We start from the raw sequence: 17,455 nt of genomic DNA on the forward strand, positions 1-17,455 counted from the left end.
CTTATAGCGATTAGCTTTTGGCCATTGGCTAAAAAGATGCTTCTGAATTCATGATTTTTAAATATTGCATTAAACGCAAAAAGCAAAAAGCCAGAAGCAAAAAGCTGTTTTACAACGGTTTTGCCTTCAGCAAGCTGTCAGAAGAAATAGCTTTCGGCTTGATAGAAACACCATCTTTTAAGCTGCCCAATCCCGTGTAAACGATTTTGTCACCTGCAGAAACCCCTTCAGAAATAAAGTAATAGTTTTCTGTTTTTCCTGAAATTTTTATCGGTTTGCTGACTACTTTCTGATCTTTTCCAACCACGTAAACGTATGTTTTATCCTGAATTTCAAACGTTGATTCCTGTGGAATAACCACTGCATTAGACATTAATTGAGGCATACGAACACGTCCTGTATTTCCTGTTCGCAGCGTTCCGTTGGCATTTGGAAATACGGCACGAACACTGATGGCTCCTGTTGTTTTATCAAACTGTCCGTCTACAATGCTCATTTTACCTTTTTCAGGATAAATGCTGTTGTCAGCGATCACCAAATCTACCATTGGCATATTTTTCAGCTTCTCATTTAGAGTTGCTCCGGGATATTTATTTTGAAAAGCAATAAAATCCAGTTCGCTTAAAGAGAAATAGGCATAAATCTCACTGATATCAGATAATAAAGTCAACGGATTTACATCTGTTCTTGAAATCAAACTTCCTTTTTTATAAGGAATTCTTCCGATATATCCGCTTACAGGTGCGGTAATCGTAGTAAATCCAACGTTGATTTTAGCGCTTCCAACTGATGCTTTTGCTTGTGAAGCGGCTGCCACTGCGGCTGCATAATTGGCTTTTGCTGTTCTCAATTGTACGTCAGAAACTACTTTTGCAGCAACAAGAGGTTCCAATCTGTCGACCTCAACTTTAGCTTTTTGAATGTTGGCATTGGCAACTTGTAAATTGGCACTTGCCATATTCATTTGTTCGCCGTATGTTCTCGAATCTATTTTAAATAAAGGCTGTCCTGCTCTTACATAAGCGCCTTCTTCCACATAGATTTTGTCTAGGTAACCGTCTACCTGCGATCTTATTTCCACATTGTTTTTTCCTTCCAAAGCAGTCGGAAATTCTTGATAGGTGGTTGCCGGAGACGTGATGATAGAATAAACAGGCAGTTCAGGAGCCGGAGGAGGAGTGTTAGATCCTTCAGCAGCCTTTGTGCAGTTTTGTAAAAGGATAATACTTGATATAAGTACGATGAACCTTATTTTTCCAGGTATTTTCATTTTTAGTTTAAATTTTTTAATGAAGTGTTAGATTAAATAATATTGTTTTTAATTAATATTCTGTTATTTTTCCTAACGGTGTTAATTTAAAGTTTAAAAAAATTACAGAATTATTAATCTTGATCAGGTAGATGTTTCCATAATGGAAATTGTTTTAATGTTGGTTTAAGTATATAAAGATGAGGTGTACGTGTGTTATTTTTCCTAACGCTGTTAATGATAAGGAAAGAAAATTACATAAAGTAATGCCATGAAATTAGTCTTCATTGTAAAGTTTATTTTTTTAAGTTGAATACTATTAATTATACTGTGATACTTTTCCTAACGGTGTTAATTTTTAGTTCAAAAAAAATTTACAAAGACTTAATGAAAGCAGAAACTGTTTCATCTAAAGTCGTTTTATTCATCGTAGAAGGAATGTCGTCATTACGCATCATCATAATGGAAATCAACCCATGCACCGCCGAAAACAGCGCGTGAGAGGAGTGACATGCATTATCAGGATTTGAACCTTTTTTCTTGATGATCTCGTAGGTGCAGTCATACAGCATATCCTGAAACGACGAAAATTCTTCTTTCATCAATCCTTTTCCGCTGCATTGCATTCCCAGCCCGAACATCAGCTGATAATACTCCTTATTCATAAAAGCAAATTTCCAGTATGCATCCACAATCGCTACCAATTGCTCTTCAGGAGTGTCATGTTTTTTCTGTGCTTTTAATAATTCGATGTGCAAACAATGGAAGCCATTTAATGATATTTCAAATAAAATAGCTTCTTTGTTTTCAAAATAATCATACACTACAGGCGCGCTGTACTCAATCGCATCAGCAATTTTTCTGATCGAAAGTGAAGCCCAGCCCTCTGTTTTAGCCAAAGAAAAAGCCGCGTCCAAAATATTGGCACGTATAGATTCTTTTTCTCTTTGACGACGTTCATGTAAGCCCATGATATTTTTTTTCTAACAGTGTTAGCAAAACTACAAACTTTGAACATAACTTCCAAACAAATTTTTGACTTTAATTTTTAAAGATACGTTTTGAAGGTCTCTTATAATTTGGCTGGATACTTGAAGAATGGGGGCTGGAAGCACGTTCTGAATAGTAATTTTTTAAATTATTGTAAAAATTAATATAGCTTATAGTCCAATTCAATGGATCATTATTTTTAAAATTCCATCTTCCTGTCTGTCGCTTCTTTACTAATATAATAAAGAAAATCTCTATCTTTGTGCACAAATAAAAAAGTTATGAATACTCCCTCAAATATGATTGAGTTGGGTTTAAAAGCACCATTTTTTGAGCTTCCGAACCCTTCAAAAACAAACGAAATTCAGTCATTGGATGATCTGAAAGGAGAAAAAGGAACGTTGGTGATCTTTATGTGTAACCACTGTCCGTTTGTTCTTCATGTGATTGATAAGTTGAATGAATTATATGAAGATTATAATGAAAGAGGGATTGAATTTATTGCAATCAACTCCAATAACGTAGAAAAATATCCTGCTGATGCTCCGGAAAAAATGATCGAATTTCAAATTGAAAGAAAGTTTGATTTTCCTTATTTATATGACGAAAGCCAAGCAATTGCCAAAGCGTATGATGCGGCTTGCACACCGGATTTCTTTTTCTTTGATGAAAAATTAGACCTTATCTACAGAGGGCAAATGGATGATTCAAGACCTGGAAATCACAAAGATGTAACGGGTGAAGATTTGATTATTGCTTTTGAAAACCTTTTGTTGGGCGAACCGCAAGAAGAAATCCAGAGACCGAGCATGGGTTGTAATATTAAGTGGAAATAATTTCTGGTTGATTGTTGCGGGTTGTCGGTTGATAGCTTTGCAATTCAAATATATGAAGCTGTTCTTTCGAGCAGCTTTTTTGTTTTTGTAATGTATTGAAAATATACTGTTTAATTTTAATTAAAAAAACTTATCCACAATTTTATCCACAGAGTTATCCACAATTGGTTTTTGAAAATATCAATTGAATAGCTGTTATGAACTTCCATCTTCCCACATCCCGCTTCTATCCTAAAAACCAACGTTAATCTTCACTTCATTTTCAAGACTCAGATCCACATTCACTTTTTTGTGTGAGAAATTCTTAATAAATTCTGAAGGCGTTTTTTCGGTATATTTTTTAAACATTCGATTAAAATAAGTCACATTATTAAAACCACAGCTGTAACTGCATTCGGAGATCGTTTTATCCTGAGCCATCAGCAAACACGCTTTATTGATGCGATATCTGTTCACAAATTCGGTAAACGTAATCTGCGTCGCCTTTTTGAAAAAATTACAGAAAGCAGGCAATGTAAGATTGGCAAGTTTTGCCACCTCGTCAATATTGATTTCTTTGTCATAATTGTTTTCCACATAGGTGAAAATATTTTCCAGCCGCGTTTTATTTTTTGAAATAATGGTGTAGGGCATAATTTCTTTATTTAAAAGCTCATAATCTTCACACTTTGAAAGTTCAAAGAGGATTTCCAATAAAAGCAAATATCTTTTGTATCCTTCCGATTCCAGCATGAGTTTTAATTTTGGCATCATCATTTTATGGATATTCTGGTGAAAATGAATCCCAAATTTTGAAAGTTCCAATAAATTTTTGATTGAGATTGCTTCCACTTCCTGCTGTGGAAATTGTAAGATTTCTTCTTTAAACTGAAGCACAATTTCTTCATGAGGATCAATAGAATTCAACCCAAATCCTGAATGCGGAATATTGGAACCGATCAATACTAAATCTCCGTTCGTATAATTGCTTTTGTGATAACCTACGTGGCGTGTTCCGCTCCCGGAAAGCACACATACCAATTCAATTTCGGGATGATAATGATATTCCCATTTGAATTCTGAAATAGGTGAATTGTTGTGGATAAGTCGAAAAGAGCTCTTTTCATTGGGGATGACTCTCTCAAAAGTAACTTTCATTTAGTTAATCATATTTTGTTGACTAAAATAATAATTATATTAATATAGTTCAAATATTGGTTTATGATGTTAAATTAACGTTAAGTGAAATGCTTTTATCTTAGTCACCAAGAAATTATATGAATGAAAAATTTCAATATTAAGGCCGTTTTATTTTTAAATTATTTCGTTTTTGCGATTCTTTTGAATTCTGTAGGAACGGTAATTTTACAGATGCAGCAAAACTTCGGAATCTCAAAGTCTTCAGCAAGTGTGTTGGAAGGTTTTAAAGATTTGCCGATTGCAATCTGTTCATTCATTCTGGCTTCATTTTTACCTAAGATCGGAATTAAGAAATCAATGTTGATTGGATTACTTTTCGTAAGCTGCATGTGTTTTGTCATGCCTTTTGCAAATGCTTTTTGGTTCTTTAAAATTTTGTTTACCGTTGTCGGAGTTTCTTTTGCTTTAATTAAAATTTCGGTTTTTACCTCTATCGGATTGGTAACGAATACAGATAAAGAACATTCAAGTTTTATGGGTTATCTGGAAGGTTTTTTTATGATCGGCGTATTAATGGGAAATGTTTTATTCAGCTTATTCATAGATGATCATAACCCAAGATCAACCCATTGGCTGAATGTATACTGGGTTTTAGGAGGAATTTCTACACTGTCTTTTTTGTTTTTATTCTTCACAAAATTGGACGAGCACGAAGCAAAAAGTGAGAAAACAGATCTGCTCGGAGATTTAAGAAACAGCATCAGTTTATTCAGTTATAAAAAAGTATTGTTCTTTTTATTATGTGCATTCCTTTTCGTTTTGGTTGAACAAAGTTTCCAAACATGGACGCCAACTTTTTATAAAGAAATTTTAAAAGTTCCGACTTCAATGAGTATTCAGGCGGGAGCAGTTTTGGCAGGTGCTTTTGCATTGGGAAGATTTTTATCGGGCTTTTTCTCGAAAAAATTCAGCTGGATTTACGTAGTTTCTTTTTGTGTGGTTGGTTTTGCGATAAGTATTTTATTAGTTCTTCCCTTAACTCACAACATTCATATTGACGCGGGAACAACTTGGCTGAACGCTCCGTTGGTTGTCTATTTATTTCCGTTGATGGGAGGTTTATTGGCGCCAATTTATCCAAGTATCAATTCGGTGATTTTAGCATCAATTCCAAAATATTTACACAGTGCCATGTCTGGTTTAATCGTGGTTTTCTCTGCAATCGGAGGAACAATTGGATCGATAATTACAGGTTTTGTGTTTCAGGAATTCAGTGGTCAACAGGCGTTTTACCTTTCATTAATTCCGCTTTCATTGTTGATTATTTCAGCAATTTTCATGAATAAATTAAAAATAAATCCTAAAAAATAAAAATGAATAAACAATTATACATCAACGAAATTCAGACTCTTTTTGATGACGTTCAAAGATCGAAAATTTTTGAAGATCAGAAGATGATGACCGATGCAGTTCCATTATTTCCGATTGCTGAAATTAATGCAAAATATGAGCAGGAAAAAAAGTCAGAAAATTTTGATTTGAAAGAATTTGTACTGTCAAATTTCGACTTTTTAGGGGCGAAAGTTTCGATTCACAGAGAAAAACAATTGCCGATTGACGAACATATTGAAAAACTTTGGGATGAATTAACCAGAACCGCTTATGAAGAAAAAGGAACATTGTTGAAACTTCCAAAACCTTACATAGTTCCGGGAGGGCGTTTTAATGAATTTTTCTATTGGGACAGTTATTATATTATGTTGGGTTTACAGGTTTCAGGAAGAGTTGAAATGATGGAAAATATTGTTGAAAACTGTTCTTATTTAATTCAAACCGTTGGATTTGTACCGAATGCGAGCCGAACGCATTTCTTAAGCCGTTCTCAGTCTCCGTATTTTTCGTTGATGTTGGATCTGCTTTTTGAAACCACGAAGGACGAAAATATTTATATCAAATATCACGATACTTTAGAAAAAGAACATGCTTTTTGGATGAAAGGCTTTGATAAGCTCGGAAATGAGGAAAGCTCAGAAAGGGTATTAAAAACTATTAATGGAGATCTGCTAAACAGATATTACGATGCGGAAAACGAACCGCGCCCTGAAAGTTATTTAATTGATATTGAAGATTCGGAAAATGCGGGTGATGAATTTTACAGAAACATCCGAAGCGGCTGCGAATCGGGTTGGGATTTTTCCAGCAGATGGTTTGCAGACGGTGAAAATATACAGAGCATTGAAACGTTGAACCTGGCTGAAATTGATCTTAACTGCCTTTTGTGGCACTTGGAAAAAACATTGGCGAAATCTTCATCGCTTCAAAATCTTACGGAGAAAGAAAATTATTATTCAGAAAGAGCAGCAGACCGAAGACAGATGATCGACAAATATTTCTGGGACGAAAATTCCGGAACCTACAAAGATTATCACATAAAAAAACACACAACAACCTCGTCTGAACATATTGCTGCTCTTTATCCTTTATTCCTTGAATTGGCGAGTGAAGAACAGGCGAAGTCTGTTGCTGAAATTATTTCAGAAAAATTTTTATATCAGGGCGGATTAGTAACGACAACCAAAAAAACGGGTCAACAATGGGATCTTCCGAATGCCTGGGCGCCTTATCAATGGCTGGGTTTTAAAGCAATGAAGAAGTATGGCTTTGATGATTTGGCGGAAAAAATTAAAATTAACTGGTGTGCAAATGTAGAAAGGGTTTACCAAAACACAGGAAAACTCATGGAAAAATACAATGCATTGGATATTGAAACGGTTGCAGGAGGCGGAGAATATCCAAATCAGGACGGTTTCGGCTGGACGAATGGAGTTTATCTTAAGTTAAAAGAAAACTAAATTTTAAACTAAAAAAATTAAAACTAACTGTAAAAAATTATATGGCTATGAATAAAAAATCAATCTTATTAATTGCCGGTGTTGCCACATTTTATTTCAATAATGCTTATGCTCAGGAAACTCCGCAGGATTCCACAAGATCTGCATCTATTGAGCAGGTTGTCATCACCGGGAATTCTAATCCAAAAAAGAAAATAGAATCCAGCACTGCAATTTCTACGTTTAGTGCGAAAGAAATTCAGAAGCAAAACCCGATCAGTGCCGCAGCTTTACTACAAAGAGTTCCGGGATTTGCAGTAGAGACTTCTGGTGGAGAGGTGGGAAATAACCTTTTTGCAAGAGGGATTCCTTCCGCAGGGGCATATGAATTCGTACAAGTACAGGAAGATGGGCTGCCGGTTTTTGAAGATGGAGCTCTGCAGTTTGCGAATGCTGATAATTTTTTCCGTGTGGATAATTCGGTGAGCCGACTGGAAGCTTTGAGAGGGGGATCAGGATCCATTTATGCTACTAATTCTCCCGGGGGCCTTATTAACTTTATTACTAAAGAAGGAAGTAATGATTTTAAAGGAACTGCGAAATTAGAAACCAGTACTTATGGTCTAATGCGTACCGATGTCAACTTGGGAGGAGCATTGGTTCAGGATAAATTATTCTTTAATGTTGGTGGCTTCTACAGAACAGATGACGGGATCAGAAAAACAGGTTTTAAAGCCAATAATGGGGGGCAGATCCGAATGAATCTGAAATATGTTTTCGATAAAGGATATGCCAAAATTTATTATAAAAAACTAGACGACAGAAATACTTTTTTCCTTCCGATTCCTTTGGTTCAAAACGGAAATAAACTGAAAGGTTTTCAGGGGTTTGATCCGAATTACGGAACATATAGCTACAGAGCAATTAGTCAGTTGAATATTCCTCAAGCGGGAGGTGGTTTTTTTAGCAGGAATTTAGAAGATGGAATTCATCCGAAAGTTGATGTTTTAGGAGCTGAGTTTAAGTACGATTTGGGGAATAATTTTTCTGTCATCAACAAAACGAGATACACCAATATCAATATGAATTATACCGGAATTTTCCCTTCCGGCGGACCACAGTTAGCGACAGATTTTGCTAATGACAATGGGATTGCAGGGAATAATTTTCAGTATTCGTCGGTAAGTTCAGGAGCTATTGTCAATCCTCAATATGTTCAGAAATTGGGCTTTTGGGCAATTGATAAGCAGATGAATAATTTTGTGAACGACTTACAACTTAATTATAAATTTGATAAAGGAAATGTGACGGCAGGTTTTTATAAGTCTAACTGGAAATCTCATCAATACTGGAACTGGAGTAATATTCTGACCACGGCAACCGACAGACCAGAATTGCTGAATTTGGTTGATTCTTCATTAAATCCTACTGATGTCGGTTATTCTAAAACCTATAACGGTGTAACTGATATGTCTTTCTTAATCAGAGATTCTCAGATTCAGGGAAGTCTGAATGATCTTTATCTGAATTTAGATTATAATATCACAGAAGCTTTAAGTTTCAACGGAGGAATTCGTTACAGCCGAGATTTTTATAAAGGATATGGGGTGAATACCACGACTTCAAATCTTAATAATTCTGGATTGACCGTAGATGGAACTCATGGTTTTGAGACTACAACGGCTGATGATAATATGTCTGTGTTAGGAAATAAATACACCTATTGGAATTATGATGTGAATAAGGTTTCGTTTACGACCGCTTTAAATTATAAAATCAACAGAGAAAATGCAGTGTATGCCCGTTTTTCCAATGGTTTCAGATCTCCGAATGAAGAAGCATATTATAATAATATGAATGATCTTTCGGCGATAAAACCTGTAACGACCAATCAGTTGGAGATTGGGTACAAATATTATTCAAGATCATTTGATATTGCGGTAATTCCGTTCTATTCAACCTTGAAAAATCTTTCATTTACAGATATTTTCTCAGACGGAACTTCAGAAAATAAATTTGCCAACACCACCAATATCGGGGTTGAATTGGAAGGATATGCAAGATTATTTAATAATGTGCTCGAGCTGACTTTCAATGGAACGATTCAAAATCCAAAATATAAAGATTTTACAGGACGAAATGCAGATGGAAGCTCTTTTAATTATGACGGAAATGCAGTGAGAAGAATGCCGAAATTCTATTTCAATATTTCTCCTGCGGTGAATATTACGAAACAGTGGAGAGCATATGTAAGTATGAATTATTACGGGAAACGTTTTCAAGATGAGGTTAATTCGGAAAACAACAGTTTGCCTTCATTCTCTGAATTCGGAGCGGGAATCTCTTATCAGTTAGGAAAAATCCGTTTTGCCATAGACGGAACGAATATCTTTAACACGATAGGAATTACAGAGGGTGATCCAAGATCTCCATTAACGGGAACCGGCGATATCAGAATGGCAAGACCAATTATGGGAGCGGCTGCAAGAGCGTCTGTTACTTTAGATTTCTAAACAACTAGTTTTTTATATTTAAATTGAAAAACCGTCGGAAATTTTCTGACGGTTTTTGTTTTTATTACTAAGTTGGGTTTTTACTGAGATGCTTCGACTTCGCTCAGCATGACATCGCTAAAAATAGATTGCTAATAAAGAAGTTAGTATTAGAAATGTCATGCTGAGCGGAGTCGAAGCATTCAAAAGTCATTGAGTTTAAATTCTAGTTTTTACTTAAAAAACGGATTATACTGCTTTTCAAACCCAATACTCGTTGGATTTCCGTGTCCTGATAAAACCTGTGTTTCATCATCAAGAATGAAAAGTTTAGTTTTAATTCCGTTGATAAGCTGTTCGTGATTTCCTTTGTAAAGATCGGTTCTTCCGATGCTTCCTTCAAACAGAACATCGCCGGAGATCATGAATTTTCTATGGTCATTATGATACACAATGCTTCCCGGAGAATGCCCCGGAACATGATAAATCTTAAATTCTTCACCATCAAGATCAATGGTTTCTCCCTCGTTGATGTATTCGATGTCTACATTTACAGGTTCCAGTGGGAAACCGAATCTCATTCCGCTTGCCTGGAGCATATCCAAAACTTCCTGATCGTATTCATGCATAGTGACAGGAACTTTAAATGTGTCATATGCCCATTGAAGTCCCAAAACGTGATCGATATGAGCATGGGTTAAAAGAATTTTCTGAATTTTCAATCCGTTTTCTGAAATAAAATTGTTGATAAGCTGAGTTTCCTGCTCATTCATATTTCCCGGATCGATAATCCATGCATTTTTATTTTCATTATAAAGTACATACGTATTTTCGCTTGCAAAATTGAATACGAAACGCTGAATCTGAAGCATAAGCTGAATGTTTTTTATTGAAACAAATGTAGCCACAAAAGTTTTGTTTTAAAAATCTTTTGATTTTATTTTCACCGCAAAAGAATCAAAAGATACTAATAACTGATAAAATGGAATAGTAAGAAATCAAAAGTTTTCAAAAGAAAGAAAGTCAAAGACTCTTTATGAACTTATGTATTCTTCATTAATGTTTTTAAAGATAAACTTAAAATAAAAATTCACGCAAGTTTAATTAATAAAGAGCTTTACCTTTTATGGTTTAAAAATCTTTTTTCGTTATCTTCGTCATAATGAAAACTTTGCAATTATTTTTACTTTCTATAGGTGGTTTAATGCTTGGGCAGAAAATCCAGAGTATACAATTATTCAATCCTCAAACGAATGATGAAACGCCGGTGATTAATTTCAATCAGCAGTTGGTGTTAAGTTTTGATGATCTTACGAATTCCAGCGAGATTTATCGATATACACTGAAACATTACGACAGAAACTGGCAGGATGATAATCTTTTCTTTACCGAATTTGCTAACGGAAGTCTTAACGGTTTGCTGGATCGCTTCGAATATTCATTTAATACACTGCAGCCCTATACTCATTACAAACTGAATTTTCCGAATGATAAAATGCAGCCGAAAGTTTCAGGGAATTTTGAGCTGATTGTTTATAAAGATTCTGCAGAAAAACCTTTGTTTAAAAGGAGATTTTATGTAGTTGAAGATAATGCCACGATGGCTTTAAATGTTACGCGATTTGCAGATGCTAAAAATCCGAATGCCAACCAAAGAGTAGAGATACAGGCGGTTGCAAAAGGTGGTGATCTTACTTCAAATGTAAATTCTGTTACGGTAAACGTGATGCAGAATAACAACCCAAATGTTACGGTAAATAATCTAAGGCCAAGTACAACATTAGGAAACAAATTGCTTTTTCAGCAAATGAATCTTGTTTTTCCTGGAAATAACGAATTTTACTATTTCGATAATAAAAATATGAATATGGCTGCCGATATGGTAAACTCGGTTGAGGTAAAAGAGGGGGTAAACTATACTTACCTTCATCCCGTTTGGGCATATCCGTTGAATTATCAATATCAGCCGGATGTAAACGGAGCGTGGTATTACCGTAGAAATGATTTGGGATTGGAAAGAAATGCGGAGAGAGAAGCAGATTATTCTTGGGTATATTTTTCACTGGATTCGGAACCTTTGAATAAAGAGATTTATGTCTTGGGCGGATTTAATGATTTTAAACCTAGCAAAGAATTCCAGATGCAGTATGATGAACAGAATAAAAAATATGTGGCGAAAATTTTCCTGAAACAAGGTTTTTACAACTATATTTTGGCGACAAAAGAAGCAAACGGTGCGCTGAATTTTGGAGAGATCAACGGGAATTTCTGGCAAACAGAAAACCTTTATCAGGCCTTTATGTATTACAAACCTTTCGGTAGAAACTATGACGGATTGATAAGCTATGGAGAATTCAGAACGCCTGTGAAATAATTTTTAATTAAAGATATTTTTAACGAAAATAAAAAAGCCTTACAATGTATTTATTGTAAGGCTTTAATATAATAATACTAGTCTTGAAATATAATTATGTAATCAAATAATTCTAATCTTCTTTAAAAATAGCGGTAATAAAAAGATTCTCCTCGTTTTCAAAAACATAATGAATATTCACTGGGAAATTCTGCATTTTGTTAACGGCAATATCACTTGATTTTGCGACAGAATTTTCCGAGATTTCATTGATAGATGTTTTCAGATCTTCCAAAAAATCGATTCCTTTATTTTCTTTTTCAGCATTAAAAACCCGCATAAGCAGCCTTATGTCATTCTTTGCAATCGAAGAGAGAAGAATTTTCATCACTTATGCACAGTTCTTTTTCAGTTCAGAAATGTTTTCAAAAAAATCTAGTTTTGTTTTCGGATTTTCCTGATGAAACTGAATTCTGTATAACACCTCATCGATCTGAAACTGCGGAACAGAAATTCTATTTGTAGTTTCTAAATTTTCTACCATTTTCGCTAAAGTTTCCAACAATTCTGGAGTGAAACTTTCAATCTTGTGCTGTAAAATTTGGGCAGTTGCATTCATCATTTTAATTTTTAAGGTTGATGATGTTGTTTTGATGGGGTAAAGGTATGAAAAATTATTAAATTTCAAATATTTTATTTAAAATAATAGGGGTGTATTTTATTTTTAATTGAAAATTTGAATTAATGGGTGTTTTTTTTAGGGGTATTGTGTTATTTTTTTTTTTTTTTTTTAACCTTGCGACACTTGAACTTTCTTAAAAATAAATTCTTTAGAAGTTAAAGTTATCCATAAAGTCAGTTTTTTATTTTCATCACATTCTTTATTTCTTAAAATCTTCTTTCCATTTGTCATTCTGAAAGGATCTAGAATTGAATCTTCTTCATTATTTTCTAATACTATGTTTAGATCCCTACGGGGATGACAAATGGAGTGGTTATAAATTGAGTAATGAAAAAAAAAGTTATCCACAAAGTCAGTTTTTTATTTTCATCACATTCTTTATTTCTTAAAATCTTCATTCTATTTGTCATTCTGAAAGGATCTAGAATTGAATCATTCCCAATTATTTTCTAATACTATGTTTAGATCCATATGAGATTGCAAATGGAATGGTTATAAATTGAGTAATGAAAAGAAATAATCCAGAAAGGTTTTATCCAAATAATTAATGAAAAAAGTTATCCACAATATCACCTTTTTGTAATGATACTGGATTGTGATTTTTATTATCAATTAATTTTGATGGAGCTTTTTAGATATAAATGTTTTGATTATTAGTTATTTAATAACAATTACTCTTATGAAAAGGGATTGTGAAAAGTGAATTCAAAAGATAGTTTTCCACAGACGGATTTTCAGAATAATTATTTCGATCGATTTTTTAGGTGAAATGACGTGGGAAAAAAAGTTATCCACAATGTCATGTTTTCGAATTGAACTTTCTTTTGTGAAAAAATAAATCTCGTCTGAGTCTCAGACGAGTCAAAATATTTTCCTGTCGTCTGAAGTTCAGACGGAGCAAACTAAATGTGGTTGAAGCTAGTTTTACTTTCAAACGATAAGAACCAATAGTGATTGATGTTTTCTGAGTCTCAGACGAACAAAACCAAAACAGGTTGAGGTTTTCTGATGTTCAGACGACGCAAACATATATTAATTGAGAGATTCTGAAACTCAGACGCGATAAACAAATATTTTGACAAAAAAATAACCTCCATTGCTGGAGGTTTTATCTTTTAAACTAAATAAAATTCATTTAGTTTTTCTTCGCATAATGTTTTTACAACGTCTATCCATCGGTCTTCATCATTAAGACATGGGATGTAATGGAAATTTTCTCCGCCGCCGTGAAGAAACTGTTCTTTGCCTTCCACAGAAATTTCTTCTAAAGTCTCCAGACAATCTGAAACGAAGGCCGGGCAAACAATAGCCAGATTTTTTATACCTTTTTTGCCAATGCTTTCTAGCGTTTCGTCGGTGTAAGGTTCCATCCATTTATCTTTTCCTAATCTCGACTGGAAGGTTACCATCACTTTTTCTTTTGGCAATCCTAATTTTTTAATCACAGAATTGGTAACATCAAAACACTGATGACGGTAACAAAACTGATGACTCGGATTGTTTTCTCGCGAACAGCAGTCGTTTAAATTACATGTCTTTGTAGGATCCGTCTTATAAATATGTCTTTCCGGAACACCGTGATAAGAAAACTGCAAAGCGTCGAAATTCTCAGGAAGTTTTTCCTTAATACTTTCAGCTAAACAATCAATATAAATATCTCTATTATAGAAGGGTTGAATATAGTTGATTTTGATGTTTGGGAATTTTGCTTTTCTTACTTCTTCCGCCTTATCAATCACGGTTTCTGTGGTGCTCATCGCATATTGTGGATAGAGCGGAAAAAGCACGATGTCGGAAACACCCTGGTCAACTAATTTCTGAATTCCTGCTTCAATACTCGGTTGTGCATAGCGCATCCCGATTTCTACAGGAACATCTACCAGTTTTTGAAGTTTTTTCTGAATTTTTTCTGTGATAACGATAAGTGGCGAACCCTCATCTGTCCAAACCGTTTTATAGGCTTCTGCAGATTTTGCAGGTCTGGTGTTCAGAATAATCCCTTTCACCAGCAATGCACGGAAGATCCAGCGATAATCGATCACTTTTTCATCCATCAGAAATTCGTCAAGATATTCTTTTACATCATTTACCGCTGTAGACTTTGGTGAACCAAGATTTACAAGTAAAATTCCTTTTTTAGCCAAAATTTTTAATTTTAATTATGAATAGACTTTTCAAAATTCTTCATCAACTTTGAAATTTCCGCAAAAGTATCATTTTTCAGTGAGCCATCTTTCTCGAATCTGCCCTTGATACCTTTAATCAGCAGTTGGTGATCATCAACTTTTGCGCCAAGAGTCTTCAGAATTAATAATAATTCTTCATGCCCTTTTTCTCCATTGGCGGAAGCGGTTACCACAGCTGTAGGTTTTTCATTAAAAATAGTCGTAGAAACGAACCATTCTAATAAATTTTTTAATCTGCTCGGAATACTGAAAATGTACTCCGGTGTAGAAAATACAACACCCGCTGAACTATTGATGTCCTCACGAATTTTCAATACTTCGGCAGGTGTGTTGATATCTGTATGTTCCGTATCAAAATGCGGAAGGATAGAAAGATCATCATATACTATAAAATCTGTCTCTTGATTTTGTTGAAAGGCATTTTCCATTAATTTAAAATTGCTGGAATTTTTGGTAGCACTTCCTATAATGATGACGATTTTCTTTCTTTCAGACATTTTAAAGGAAATTATCCGTTTACAGCTTCCACTCTTTCTACCAATTCAGGAACGAATTGTTTCAAAATATTTTCAATTCCACCTTTTAAAGTAGCTGTTGAACTTGGGCAACCTGAACAAGCACCCTGAAGAAGCATTTTGGCAGTTTTATTTTCTTTGTCATATTCCATCAAAGAAATTTTACCACCGTCATTTTCTACCGCAGGAGCTACGTATTCATTTAAGATGTCAGAAATTTTCTGCTCGTCGTCTGTATACTCTCTGTTGATGATTTTTTCTACAGGATTTTCGTGCTTTTGGGGCTCAAGGTTTGAAATTTCACCTCCGTTCTGAAGATGCTCGGCAATTAATGCACGAACTGTCATCATTACCTGATGCCACTCCACAGAATCATCTTTGGTCACCGCCACAAAATTGTCTGAAATAAAAACTTCTTTAGCAAATTCAAATTCCTTGAAAATAGCCTGAGCCATAGGAACTCCTTCTGCTTTATCTCTAGATTTTACTTCCACAAAGCCGTCCATAAGCATTTTGTTGGAAACAAATTTCATTACATTAGGGTTAGGAGTCATCTCAGCATAGATCTGATACATCTCTTTTTTCTTCTGAAGGTAAATTCTAGGATTTGCCAAAAGCTCGTCTTCCACCACATTTTTAAGGCTTTCTGCTACATGTTCCCATTCTACGGTATCCTGTTTTGCAACGGCCACAAAATTAGCCGTAATGAAAATTCTTTCCACAAACGGATAATTGAAAAGTTCCTGAGCCAATGGAATTTCTGAAACATCTGAATCTCTGTCCAACTCCAAAGATCCCGGAATCAAATTGTAATCTGCTACAAATTTCATCACTTTCGGGTTTTCGGTTGGTTCTATAAGTATAGTATGCATTTTTTCGTTAAATTTGAGATACAAAAATACGGATTTAGAAGTTAGAAGCTAGAAGTTGGAAGTTAGATTTTCGCTATCACTGTAATTTACAATTTGTGATTTGAAGATTTAATTTTCAAATGAACTCATTATCAAATTTTCAAATTAAAAAATATGGCACTTATAAAAGAACTTTTAGGCAAATCACCTCAGATTGGGGAAAATACTTTTTTGGCAGAAACGGCTACGATTATCGGAGATGTTACGATGGGAAGAGATTGCAGCGTTTGGTATAATGCGGTGATAAGAGGGGATGTTCATTATATTAAAATGGGCGATAAAGTGAATGTTCAGGATAACGCGATGCTACACTGTACGTATCAAAAATATCCTTTAAATATTGGAAATAATGTTTCCATTGGTCACAATGCGATTGTTCACGGATGTACGATTCAGGACAATGTTTTGATTGGGATGGGAGCGATTGTAATGGATGATTGTTTGGTTGAAGAAAATTCAATTGTAGGCGCGGGTTCTGTGGTAACGCAGGGAACTCATATCAAATCAGGAGAAGTTTGGGGCGGTGTTCCGGCGAGAAAAATTAAAGATATCAATTCGCAGCTATTGGAAGGTGAAGTCAATAGAATTGCTGATAATTATGTAAAATATTCTTCTTGGTACAAAGAAAACGTGAAAGATGTTGTGGAATAGTTAGAGGTGAATGATCAATTTGCTACGCAAGGCAATTTTTTGAGTGGTTAAAAATTCATAATTGACTCGTAGAAATTGACTATTGATATAAAAAAGCTTTATCAAAATATGATAAAGCTTTTTTTGAATCCCATAATGTTTAAACTCCTTTCTGAAATCTATTACTGAACGGGATATACAACCTCTGCTTTTCCGTTGATACATCTTACTCCCACAGGCTCTCCTATAAAAGAACAGTCGGACGAGATGTTATATTTTTGGTTAAACTCTTTTTCTTTGTTGTTGTAGTTTTCAATTTTTGGTAAAATTGAAGCTTCCATTTTTGTAGGATAAGCGATGTAATATTTTGGCCCACCGCAGGCTTTTGCTCCCATTGCAGCGGGTTTCCAATCGCTAACTGTTGCTTCTGTACACTTTTCTTTACCAATTTCGGCTTCTATTTCAGTTTTTAATTTATCAAGCTGTGCCTGATCGTATTTTTGACTGCTTTCATCCGCTGGCCTTTCAGAAATATCTTTAGGCAGGTTGGTATTTACATTTTTTGTTGTATTACATGAGACTACCGTTAACGTAGCAAATAATACTAAAGCTGGTATTTTTAGAAATAAATTTTTCATAATAATGTTTTTTCTCCGCAAGA

Annotated in this window: 16 protein-coding genes; 6 read left to right on the forward strand and 10 right to left on the reverse strand. The window is 34.6% G+C overall.

Going from position 1 to position 17,455, the window contains the following annotated elements; translation table 11 throughout:
- Positions 1–109: 109 nt before the first annotated feature.
- Together ABEG63_RS01890 and ABEG63_RS01895 are read right to left on the reverse strand one after the other, a co-directional pair.
- Entirely contained in the window at positions 110–1,270 is a 1,161-nt protein-coding gene (locus tag ABEG63_RS01890) for an efflux RND transporter periplasmic adaptor subunit (protein ID WP_346582550.1), read from the reverse strand.
- 353 nt (positions 1,271–1,623) lie between these two features.
- Complete coding sequence (locus ABEG63_RS01895) at positions 1,624–2,220, reverse strand: TetR/AcrR family transcriptional regulator (protein WP_312388928.1); 597 nt, start codon at positions 2,218–2,220, stop codon at positions 1,624–1,626.
- Between the two features lie 300 nt (positions 2,221–2,520).
- On the opposite strand from ABEG63_RS01895, the gene ABEG63_RS01900 reads away from it, so the two are divergent.
- Complete coding sequence (locus ABEG63_RS01900) at positions 2,521–3,075, forward strand: thioredoxin family protein (protein ID WP_346582552.1); 555 nt, start codon at positions 2,521–2,523, stop codon at positions 3,073–3,075.
- Positions 3,076–3,306: 231 nt separating this feature from the next.
- On the opposite strand, the gene ABEG63_RS01905 is transcribed toward ABEG63_RS01900, so the two are convergent.
- Positions 3,307–4,212, reverse strand: a complete 906-nt coding sequence (locus ABEG63_RS01905; protein WP_346582553.1) for an AraC family transcriptional regulator — start codon at positions 4,210–4,212, stop codon at positions 3,307–3,309.
- A gap of 123 nt (positions 4,213–4,335) precedes the next feature.
- On the opposite strand from ABEG63_RS01905, the gene ABEG63_RS01910 reads away from it, so the two are divergent.
- From ABEG63_RS01910 to ABEG63_RS01920, 3 genes are read left to right on the forward strand one after another with little or no spacing between them, the layout of a single operon-like run.
- The gene (locus ABEG63_RS01910; protein WP_346582554.1) at positions 4,336–5,565 is read left to right on the forward strand and encodes an MFS transporter; all 1,230 of its coding nucleotides are present in this window, start codon (positions 4,336–4,338) and stop codon (positions 5,563–5,565) included.
- 2 nt (positions 5,566–5,567) lie between these two features.
- Complete coding sequence (locus ABEG63_RS01915) at positions 5,568–7,046, forward strand: trehalase family glycosidase (RefSeq protein WP_346582555.1); 1,479 nt, start codon at positions 5,568–5,570, stop codon at positions 7,044–7,046.
- 47 nt (positions 7,047–7,093) lie between these two features.
- Positions 7,094–9,538, forward strand: coding sequence for a TonB-dependent receptor (locus tag ABEG63_RS01920; RefSeq protein WP_346582557.1), 2,445 nt, complete (start codon positions 7,094–7,096; stop codon positions 9,536–9,538).
- Between the two features lie 212 nt (positions 9,539–9,750).
- Here ABEG63_RS01920 and ABEG63_RS01925 read toward each other — a convergent pair whose 3' ends face one another.
- Positions 9,751–10,389, reverse strand: a complete 639-nt coding sequence (locus ABEG63_RS01925) for an MBL fold metallo-hydrolase (RefSeq protein ID WP_346582559.1) — start codon at positions 10,387–10,389, stop codon at positions 9,751–9,753.
- Between the two features lie 290 nt (positions 10,390–10,679).
- Here ABEG63_RS01925 and ABEG63_RS01930 point away from each other — a divergent pair, with 290 nt between their 5' ends.
- Positions 10,680–11,891: a type IX secretion system plug protein domain-containing protein gene (locus ABEG63_RS01930; protein WP_346582561.1), complete on the forward strand. Its 1,212-nt coding sequence runs from the start codon at positions 10,680–10,682 to the stop codon at positions 11,889–11,891.
- Between the two features lie 112 nt (positions 11,892–12,003).
- Here ABEG63_RS01930 and ABEG63_RS01935 read toward each other — a convergent pair whose 3' ends face one another.
- The 5 genes from ABEG63_RS01935 to ABEG63_RS01955 form a co-directional block, all read right to left on the reverse strand.
- Entirely contained in the window at positions 12,004–12,258 is a 255-nt protein-coding gene (locus tag ABEG63_RS01935) for a hypothetical protein (RefSeq protein WP_267401952.1), read from the reverse strand.
- A gap of 3 nt (positions 12,259–12,261) precedes the next feature.
- Positions 12,262–12,489 carry a hypothetical protein gene (locus ABEG63_RS01940; RefSeq protein WP_312388914.1) on the reverse strand — a complete coding sequence of 76 codons (228 nt, stop codon included), beginning with the start codon at positions 12,487–12,489 and terminating at the stop codon, positions 12,262–12,264.
- Positions 12,490–13,667: 1,178 nt separating this feature from the next.
- A complete protein-coding gene (gene hemH, locus ABEG63_RS01945; protein WP_267401950.1) occupies positions 13,668–14,696 on the reverse strand; it encodes a ferrochelatase in 1,029 nt (342 codons plus the stop codon).
- A gap of 11 nt (positions 14,697–14,707) precedes the next feature.
- Positions 14,708–15,235 carry an NAD(P)H-dependent oxidoreductase gene (locus ABEG63_RS01950; protein ID WP_346582563.1) on the reverse strand — a complete coding sequence of 176 codons (528 nt, stop codon included), beginning with the start codon at positions 15,233–15,235 and terminating at the stop codon, positions 14,708–14,710.
- 11 nt (positions 15,236–15,246) lie between these two features.
- Entirely contained in the window at positions 15,247–16,125 is an 879-nt protein-coding gene (locus tag ABEG63_RS01955; protein ID WP_346582565.1) for a NifU family protein, read from the reverse strand.
- Between the two features lie 153 nt (positions 16,126–16,278).
- Between ABEG63_RS01955 and ABEG63_RS01960 the strand changes: the two genes are divergently transcribed.
- Entirely contained in the window at positions 16,279–16,815 is a 537-nt protein-coding gene (locus tag ABEG63_RS01960) for a gamma carbonic anhydrase family protein (RefSeq protein ID WP_267401947.1), read from the forward strand.
- Positions 16,816–16,976: 161 nt separating this feature from the next.
- Here ABEG63_RS01960 and ABEG63_RS01965 read toward each other — a convergent pair whose 3' ends face one another.
- Entirely contained in the window at positions 16,977–17,432 is a 456-nt protein-coding gene (locus tag ABEG63_RS01965) for a hypothetical protein (RefSeq protein WP_346582567.1), read from the reverse strand.
- Positions 17,433–17,455: the final 23 nt, after the last annotated feature.

The organism is Chryseobacterium sp. C39-AII1 (assembly GCF_039672645.1).
Lineage (GTDB): Bacteria > Bacteroidota > Bacteroidia > Flavobacteriales > Weeksellaceae > Chryseobacterium.